The organism is Streptomyces sp. CO7 (genome assembly GCF_053474865.1).
Genome location: NZ_JBRIOU010000007.1, coordinates 83,798 through 92,375 on the forward strand (window position 1 = coordinate 83,798; position 8,578 = coordinate 92,375).

Here is an 8,578-nt window from a genome sequence, read left to right on the forward strand (position 1 = left end):
CCTGCGGCCCCTGTTCGTCCTGCCCGCCGCCGCGTGCTCGCTCGCCCTCCTCGCCACGGGCGTCCTCACGCTCGGCAGCGGCGACACCGACGAGTCGGTGGCCGGGCCGCCGCTCACCACGGCGGTCGGCACCGGGACCAGCTCCGGCGTTCCCCAGCTCCTGGACAGGATCTCCCTGGCCGCGAACGAGTCGCCGCAGGCGAAGGTCGCCGCGGGTCAGTACGTGTACATCGAGAGCAGGGTCGGCACCACCTACGAGAAGACGGTCGGCGACAGGACGACCCTCGCCAGCGACGGCATCCACCGCCGTCAGGTCTGGAACTCCACCGACGGCGCCGAGGGCTGGCTCATCGACCCGGCCGTCACCCCGTCCGGCGGCGAGAAGCTCGACCGCACCAACGAGAAGGGGACGCAGGAACCCGCCTACCTCAACGCGCCCACCTACGACTACCTCGCCACCCTTCCCACGGACCCCGACGCCCTCCTGGAGAAGATCTACAAGGAGACGAAGGGCATGGGCAACAGCCCCGATCAGCAGGCCTTCACCACCATCGGCGACCTGTTGCACGAGTCCCTGCCCCCGGCCCAGCTGAACACCGCCCTGTACAAGGCCGCCGCGGACATCCCCGGCGTCGTGCAGGTCAAGGACGCCATCGACGCGGCCGGCCGTCACGGGATCGCCGTCGCCCGCCTCGACGAGACCTCCGGCACCCGCACGGAATGGGTCTTCGACCCCGACACGTACACCTACCTGGGCGAGCGCACCGTTCAGGTCCGCCCCCACGGCGGCGACTCCGGTCTGATCAAGCCCGGCACGGTTCTGTACACCCAGGCCGTCATCGTCCGCCAGGCCGTCGACGCGCTGAAGGAAGTGCCCTCCTCCGGGGCGTGAGAACGCCAGAGGTGCCTCGTGACGCCCTTGGGCTCACGAGGCACCTCGGTGACGGGCCGGGTCTGCGTCCCCCGACGTGAAGGCCGCGATCGACGGCGCGGTCGGCTGGGCGCAGGGTGTGGGGCACTTGAGCTGGTGTTTCAGCACCTGCCCCGGTGACGCTTCAGCGACGGTCGTCGTCCGCGGAAGGAGAGAGCACGACCTTGCCCACGACGGTGCCGGACTCCGCGTGCCGCATCGCGGCGGCTGCCTGCCGCAGCGGGTAGACGCTGTCGATCCGCGCCTGGATCGTCCCGTTCCGCAGCAGTCCGAACACCTCGGTGAGGTCCTCCCCGAGGTCGGCCCGGTACTTCCGCGGGTTCCGCGCCTTGCCGGCCCACAGGTTGAAGAAGTAGGCGTTGCGTCCGTTGGGCAGGACGTTCCACAGCGCCAGCCTGGCCACGAGCCTGAGCACGGTGAGCGTGCCGTTGCCCGACGCGTCGCGGGTGGAGGCGCTGCCGTACGAGACGAGCGTGCCGCCGCGGGCGAGCATGCGCCAGGAGTCCTGGATGCCCTTGCCGCCGACGTGGTCGAAGACCGCCGCGACCCCCTGCGGGGCCAGTTCCCGGACCCGGGCGGGCACGTCGTCCCGGTAGTCGACGGGCAGCGCCCCCAGCGCGGCGACGGCCTCCTGGTTGCGTGCCGACGCGGTGCCGATGACCCGCACTCCCCTGGCCCGGGCGAGCTGCACCAGGACGCTGCCGACGCCGCCGTTGGCGCCGTGGACGACGACGGTGTCGCCCGCCCGGACCCGCGCCACGCGGAACAGCATCCGCCAGGCCGTCGCGCCGTTCGTCACCAGCGTCTCCGCCTCCGCGGCGTCGACACCGTCCGGCACCGGTACGAGATCGTCGGCGTCCAGCAGGACGTGGTCCGCCCAGCCGCCCGTCTTGGTGAGGGCGGCGACCCGTTGCCCCACAGCCGGCCCCGGCTTTCCACCTCCTGCCGGCGCGCCGAGCTCCTCCACCACGCCGACGAGGTCGTAACCAGGGACGAAGGGAAACGCCGGCATGTCGTAGTACTTGCCCCGCCTCATCTGCTGCTCGGCGAAGCTCACACCACTGGCCTCCACGCGGACCAGGGCCTGCCCGGGGCCCGGCCGGGGACGCTCACGCAGGCGGACTTCGAGGCTCTCGGGCTCTCCGACGGCGGGAAGAACGATTTCAGTGATCTGCATGGTTGCTCCTGAGGATTGAGTAGGTGCAAGAGATTGACCAACCACTCACGCAAGTGGGCCACGGGACCCCGAGGCGAAGGTCGACTAGCGCTCGACTCACTCCATGCCGCACGCTAAGAATGGTCAATCACTCACTCGTGGGCCATAATGAACGCCCCCCTTCCGAGGGGCACACGTTCACGGAACCGGTCGAGTGCGGGACCTCGAAGGTCAGTAGTGGACGATGCCCGCGGTCAGGGTGCGCGTCCACGGGGCGTCGATGGAGGAGGCGTCCAGGGAGACGATCAGGTGACACAGCATGCCGACAGCGAAGAACCGCTGGACCTGTTCCTCACTGCCACCCGACGCACTGCGGACGTACTCGACCGTGCGGGCGTACCCGGCGCGCACCGCCTCTTTGATCGCGGGCTCGGAAACAGCCGCCGCCTGGGCGTGCAGCTGCACAAGGAGAAGGTCGTTGTCGCTGATCAGCTGGGCGTAGGCATCCCCCATGGAGTCGAGCACCGCCTGCGGCTCACTGCTGGTCACCTTGGCCGCCCCTCCCTCCAGGGCCGCACGGACCCGGGTGAAGCAGTGCTCCACGACCGCGGTGAACAGCACCTCCTTGTTGGGGAAGAGCCGGTAGACGTACGCCTGCGAGATGCCGGCCGCCTTGGCGACCTCCGCGGTGGTCGTGCCGAAGTATCCGCGCGCCGCGAACGCTCCGATGGCGGTCCGCAGCACCGTTTCCCTGCGCTCCTCGGCGGAGGACAGCCGGCGTGGTTGCTTCTGCATGTGAGTACTCAATCACTCACTAACGTTCCCGTCAAGGTGGGCCCTCGGTGGCACGGCGGCTCACGCCCGTCGCGACTCGATGCCCGCACCGGCGGTGGCGAGCACAGAGCCACGGCCACGGCCTTGGCCGCGGACGCGATCGCCTATGCCGCCCTCGCGAAGGTGCGGAGGGCGGAAGAGGGTGAGGGCCAGGGTGAGCATGAGGGCCGCGGCCAGGGAGTCGAGCCAGTAGTGGTTCGCCGTCCCCACGATCACGGTGAGGGTGGCAAGGGGATGGAGCACCATCAGCCAGCGCCAGCGCGATCCACTCGCCACGACGACGCCGATCGCCACCATCAGCGCCCAGCCGAAGTGCAGCGACGGCATCGCGGCGAACTGGTTGGAGAGGTGGTCGGTGCTCGGCGGCCCGTACACCGACGGCCCGTACAGCCGCGCGGTGTCCTCGAGCCCGGTGAAGGCCACCAGCCTCGGCGGAGCCAGGGGGAAGGTGAACGGCAGCACCAGAGCGGCCGTGGTGACGACGGCGAGCACCCGGCGGGCCCAGACGTAGTGGGCGGGGCGGCGCAGGTAGAGCCAGGCGAGGAAGCACAAGGTGGCCGGGAAGTGGATCGCCGCGTAGTAGGTGTTCGCCAAATGGATCAGGGTGTCGCTGTGCAGCAGCAGGGACTGCACGGCGCCCTCGCCGGGGAGGTGGCCGGCCCGTTCCAGGTCCCACACGCGGTGCGCGTTGTGGAGGGCGGTGCCGGTGCGGCCCGTGGCCAGTTGGCGACCGAGTTTGTAGAGGAGGAAGAGCCCGGCGACCAGCAGGAGCTCCCGCATCAGTGGGGGTCGGGCCATGCCGTGGCGCTCCGGCTCGAAAGGCTCGGTGCGGATCGTCATCCCGACCCCTCTCAATGACTGCGCGCTCGCAGCGGTGCGTGAGTGCGGCCCCGTGACCGAACCCGTCGACACGCACCGTTTCGAAACGTAGAAGTATCGATACGAACGCGTACCGATACGCGAATGTATCGATGCCCTGCGATGCCGGATCACGGGGCATGACGCTGAAGTGCACCGCCCGGCATCCGGCGTCGGGCGCCCCCAACCGGGCGTATGCGACGGGTCCGGTCCGGTGGGAAAGCGAGCGGGATGACGGGTGAATCCCGCCAGCGGGTGGGATCGGTCGTGCGAACACGGCATACATCCCACCAGGCCACCAGCCCCGCTCACCCGTGGGCGAGCCCCCGTGGCCCCGCCAGGGAGCCGGCTACACACTTGGGTCGCCCCTCCTGACAAGGACCTCCATGCAAGCCATCACTGTGCGGGACCGTGACGCGGGTCCCGCGGGGATGTCCCTGACGGACATCCCCCTACCCCCACGCGGCGGAGAACGACGTCATCGTGCGGGTGCACGCCGCGGGCTTCACCCCCGGCGAGCTGGACTGGCCCGCGACGTGGACCGATCGCGCAGGCCGCGACCGGACGCCGAGCGTGCCCGGGCACGAGCTGTCCGGGGTGGTCGCCGAACTGGGGTACGGGACCACCGGCCTGAGCATCGGACAGCGGGTGTTCGGCCTGGCCGACTGGACCCGCGACGGCACGCTCGCCGAGTACACCGCGGTGGAAGCCCGCAATCTCGCGCCGCTGCCGGCGGACATCGACCACGCCGTGGCCGCCGCGCTGCCGATCTCCGGACTGACCGCCTGGCAGGCCCTGTTCGACCACGGCCGGCTCACCACCGGCCAGACCGTCCTGATCCACGGAACCGCGGGCAGCGTCGGCTCGATCGCGGTCCAGCTCGCCCGCGAGGCCGGCGCCCGCGTCGTCGGCACCGGTCGTGCCTCCCACCGGGACAGGGCACTCGCCCTCGGCGTCGACGTCTTCCTGGACCTGGAGGCCGAGAAGCTGGAGGACGCGGGCGAGGCCGACGTCGTGTTCGACGTGATCGGCGGCGACGTCCTCGACCGCTCGGCCGCCCTGGTCCGCCCCGGCGGCACGCTCGTCTCCATCGCCACGCCGCCCAGGGTCCAGCCGGAAGACGGGCGCGCGGTCTTCTTCGTCGTCGAACCCGACCGCGCCCGGCTCACCGATCTCGCCCAGCGCGTGAGGGACGGCCGGCTCGGAGTGGCCGTCGGCGCCGTGAGGCCCCTCGCCGAGGCAGCCGCCGCCTTCACCCCGGGCGCATCAGGCGCGCCCACCGCCGGCAGGACGATCATCAGCGTCACGGAGGGATGAAGGAGGGCCGTCACGAGGGGCATCGCCGGACGATCACCCCCAGCGCCTGATCACGTCGCGTGATCGCGGATCGCGCGACCGCCAACTCTGAGCTGCGACTGCAGATCTGAGCCCCCTGCCGCGCGTGCACGGAGTCCCGCGCGGTACAGCATGGCCCGGCGAGGGCGCGGCCGGACGGTTCGGACCACCGGCAGCCTGCGACTGTGCCGCAACCCGACGGACGGCACACCCGCCCTCACCTCGTGCGGGTGGGTCGTCCAGGGCGCCACTCCTGCATCAGTGCTGCCTCTTGGCGGGGATCAGCCACAGAGCGACGACGGCGGCCACCGCGGCGATGCCGGTGGCGACGAGGAACGCGCCGTCGAAGCCGGAGGCGCTCCGGGCGCCGGCGCGCGCGGCGATGCCCGTGGCGGCGGCGCTGGAGACGGCCGCGGCGCCGGCCGCCGCGCCGAACTCGTGAAAGGTACTGACGATGCCCGACGTCACCCCGGCCTCGTGGGGAGCGACCGTGGCGAGCGCGGTGGCGGAGGCCACGACGAACAGAGCCCCCAGTCCCGCCGCGGCGATGCTCACACCGGTGACCATCACGGCGGTTCCGGACCCGAACACCGGCAGGAGGAATCCGGCGGCCGCGACGGCCAGGGAGACGACGGCCAGCGACCTCGCCCCCAGACGGCCGATCACCCGCCCGGCCACCGCCGCGGCGGCCATGGTCAGCAGCGCCACCGGCAGGAACAGCACACCGGTCATGAGTGCGCCGTGCCCCTGGGAGTTCTGGAGGTAGAAGGAGCCCAGGAAGAAGACGCCCACCATCAGTGCCGTCGCCACGGCGATCACGAAGACGCCCGCCAGCACCGGCCGACGGCCCAGCAGCCGCGGGTCCATCAGCGGCGCCGCCGCCCGCCGCTGCCACAGGGCGAACGCCGCGTAGGCGAGCGCCGCGGCGAGGACCGGAACGAACGTGCCGGTGTTCAGCCAGCCATGGTCGCCGGCCCGGATGAGGGCGTAGATGAGGACGCCGGTCGCGACGGCGACGAGAGCGGCGCCGGGCAGGTCGAGGGAACCGGCGCCCGCTCGCGGCAGGCGGGGCAGGATCCGGGCGAGCGCGACGAGGACGACCAGGCCGACGGGGACGTTGACGAAGAAGACCCAGGCCCAGCCCGGGCCTGCCGTGATCAGCCCGCCCAGCAGCACGCCGAGGGCGGCGCCCCCGCCACCCAGCGCCGACCAGACACCCAGCGCCCGGTTGCGCTCGTCACCGTCGAACAGCCGCACCACCACCGACAGAGCCGCGGGCGACAGCATCGCGGCGCCCGCGCCCTGAGCCACGCGTGAGGCGAGCAGCAGCGGGGCGCCGGTGGCCAACCCGGCGGCCAGCGACGCGGCGGTGAACACGGCGAGCCCTGCCAGGACAACCTGCTTGGGGCCCAACAGGTCCGCGGCCCGGCCGCCGAGCAGCATCAGACTCCCGAACGTGAGGGCGTATCCGCTCACCACCCACGTCGACGCCGCACGGCTCAGGTCCAGTTCGGCACCCATGTCGGGCAGTGCGATCGCGACCACGGTGATGTCGAGGATCAGCATCATCTGAGCCAGCCCCAGCAGCGCCAGGGCAGTCCAGCGCAGCGGATGTGGTGCGTCCGCTGCGCGTGTGGTGGTGGTTTCCGCGTCACTCATGAGCTCACCCCTCGACGTTAAGTCGTACAGACATGTTCACGTTATACGCTTAAGGGTCACAAACCAAACGACACTGTACGACTTGCTGAAGGTACTGTGGGCCCATGGGCAGCAAGCACTCCACAGCCGTCAAGCGCGCCGACGCGCTGCGCAGCATCGAGGCGATCGTGCAGGCGGCGGCCGATTGCCTCGGACGGAACCCGGAAGCGAGCCTGAGCGAGATCGCCAGGGCGGCAGGTGTGGGCAGGGTGACGCTGTACGCGCACTTCACCTCACGCGCGGAGGTCGTCGACGCGGCGATGAGCCGCGCCATCGACCGGGGCAACGAGGCGCTGGACTCGGTCGACCTGACCGGTGATCCGCCGCTCGCGCTGGCTCGGTACGTCGAGGCCGGCTGGGAGCTGGTCGACCAAGCGCGGGCACTCTTCGCCGCCGCACAGCGGGAACTTCCTGCGAGCCGCATCCGGGAGCTGCACGCCGGCCCGGCGGCCCGCGTCGAGGCTCTGGTCGCCCGCGGCCGCGCCGAGGGCGCCTTCCGTACGGACCTGCCGGTCGCGTGGATGGTCAACGTCCTGCACGCGGTGATGCACAGTGCGGCGGAGGAGATCCGCGCCGGCCGCCTCACCTCCGAGCGCGCTGCCGACCACATCACGGCTACGGCGCTGGCCGCCTTCACTCCGCCGGGTGCGGTGGTGCCCGAGATCGGCAACGGTAGGTGACGCCCGCGGCACTCATGGGCGCCCCACTCGTCCGCGTGAAGCAACGGCTGGGCCCGCGCTTGTCCAGGACGGGACGGCAGGACGGCGACCGTCGGTGAGGCGTGGGCGCAGAGTACATGCACGGCCACAGTGATCGACCGGCACGAACAGGGGCACCACCCACGTGGCCCTCGCGCAGGAGGCGCCGGGCGGCGGGCCGTCTCCGAATCCTGCCGTTCGAGTGGTCGGGGCCGGGGGCGGCGGGCATGGCGATGAGTTCGGCGCGGCCCGCGGGTCGAAGGTGGGACGACGGTTCGACGATGGATCCCACCTGGCCGGTCCCCGCGTCCGGCCGCATCCGAGGAGGACGACATGACCGCCACCTACACCTTCGACGTCTTCGTGAGCCTGGACGGCTTCGGCGCCGCCGGCGGCGACTGGACCGGCTACTGGGGGAAGCAGGGCCCTGAGCTGCTGGAACACCGTCTCGGGCTGTACGGGGCGGAGCAGCGGATGGTGCTGGGGGCGAACACCTACCGGCTGTTCGCGCGGATGCTGGCGGAGAGCACGGAGGACTCGGACGTGCGCGACCCGTGGGTGACGAGGATGCGGAACCTGCCCCTGACGGTGGTGTCGACGACGCTGGAGGAGCCCCTCGACTGGCCGGACGCCACCGTGGCGGACGGCGACGCGGTCGAGGTGGTGGCCCGGCTGAAGGAGGAGTCGGACGTGCCCCTGCGCTCACACGGCAGCCTGGCGATGAACCGGGCACTGATGGCGGCCGGGCTGGTGGACCGGCTGCAGGTGACGCTCTTCCCCGTCGTCACGGGCCGGACGGGGCTGGACCCGGTCTTCGCGGGCGCCGAGGACTTCGACCTGGAACTGCTGGGGAGCCGGACCCTGGACGGGCGCGTCCAGGAGCTGGTCTACCGGCCCACCCTGCACTGACCCGCCGGTCCGATTCCGTTCGTCCTGGCGTGATTCTGCCCAAGTCGGTTCATTTTCTTTCGACTTGTACCGAGCCTGCGTAAAACGGACGTCTTCCAGCGCTCGCCGGCGTCATGATGTGAGCCCTCGCAGGGGGAGATCACGGGGAGATCGTGGGGG

7 protein-coding genes and 1 pseudogene are annotated in these 8,578 nt (G+C 71.3%); 4 read left to right on the plus strand and 4 right to left on the minus strand.

Translation table 11 applies throughout. The annotated features are described in order from the left end of the window. A partial coding sequence (locus ACOV8S_RS24200; RefSeq protein WP_448320259.1) for a CU044_5270 family protein occupies positions 1–892 on the plus strand: 892 nt, incomplete at its 5' end. A 163-nt stretch (positions 893–1,055) separates the two neighbouring features. Here ACOV8S_RS24200 and ACOV8S_RS24205 read toward each other — a convergent pair. From ACOV8S_RS24205 to ACOV8S_RS24215, 3 genes are all read right to left on the minus strand, one after another. Then, positions 1,056–2,108, minus strand: a complete 1,053-nt coding sequence (locus ACOV8S_RS24205) for a medium chain dehydrogenase/reductase family protein (RefSeq protein ID WP_448320260.1) — start codon at positions 2,106–2,108, stop codon at positions 1,056–1,058. Positions 2,109–2,318: 210 nt separating this feature from the next. After that, positions 2,319–2,882, minus strand: coding sequence for a TetR/AcrR family transcriptional regulator (locus ACOV8S_RS24210; RefSeq protein WP_448320262.1), 564 nt, complete (start codon positions 2,880–2,882; stop codon positions 2,319–2,321). Positions 2,883–2,942: 60 nt separating this feature from the next. Further along, entirely contained in the window at positions 2,943–3,761 is an 819-nt protein-coding gene (locus ACOV8S_RS24215) for a phosphatase PAP2 family protein (RefSeq protein WP_448320264.1), read from the minus strand. A gap of 404 nt (positions 3,762–4,165) precedes the next feature. On the opposite strand from ACOV8S_RS24215, the pseudogene ACOV8S_RS24220 reads away from it, so the two are divergent. Next, positions 4,166–5,096, plus strand: a pseudogene (locus tag ACOV8S_RS24220) (NADP-dependent oxidoreductase). Between the two features lie 276 nt (positions 5,097–5,372). Here the strand turns inward: ACOV8S_RS24220 and ACOV8S_RS24225 are convergent. After that, positions 5,373–6,773 (minus strand): MFS transporter, encoded by a 1,401-nt coding sequence (locus ACOV8S_RS24225; protein ID WP_448320265.1) that lies wholly within the window; start codon positions 6,771–6,773, stop codon positions 5,373–5,375. A gap of 104 nt (positions 6,774–6,877) precedes the next feature. Here ACOV8S_RS24225 and ACOV8S_RS24230 point away from each other — a divergent pair, with 104 nt between their 5' ends. Together ACOV8S_RS24230 and ACOV8S_RS24235 are read left to right on the plus strand one after the other, a co-directional pair. Further along, positions 6,878–7,492, plus strand: coding sequence for a TetR/AcrR family transcriptional regulator (locus ACOV8S_RS24230; RefSeq protein WP_448320267.1), 615 nt, complete (start codon positions 6,878–6,880; stop codon positions 7,490–7,492). 351 nt (positions 7,493–7,843) lie between these two features. Beyond that, positions 7,844–8,419, plus strand: a complete 576-nt coding sequence (locus tag ACOV8S_RS24235; RefSeq protein WP_448320269.1) for a dihydrofolate reductase family protein — start codon at positions 7,844–7,846, stop codon at positions 8,417–8,419. The last annotated feature ends 159 nt before the right edge of the window (positions 8,420–8,578 follow it).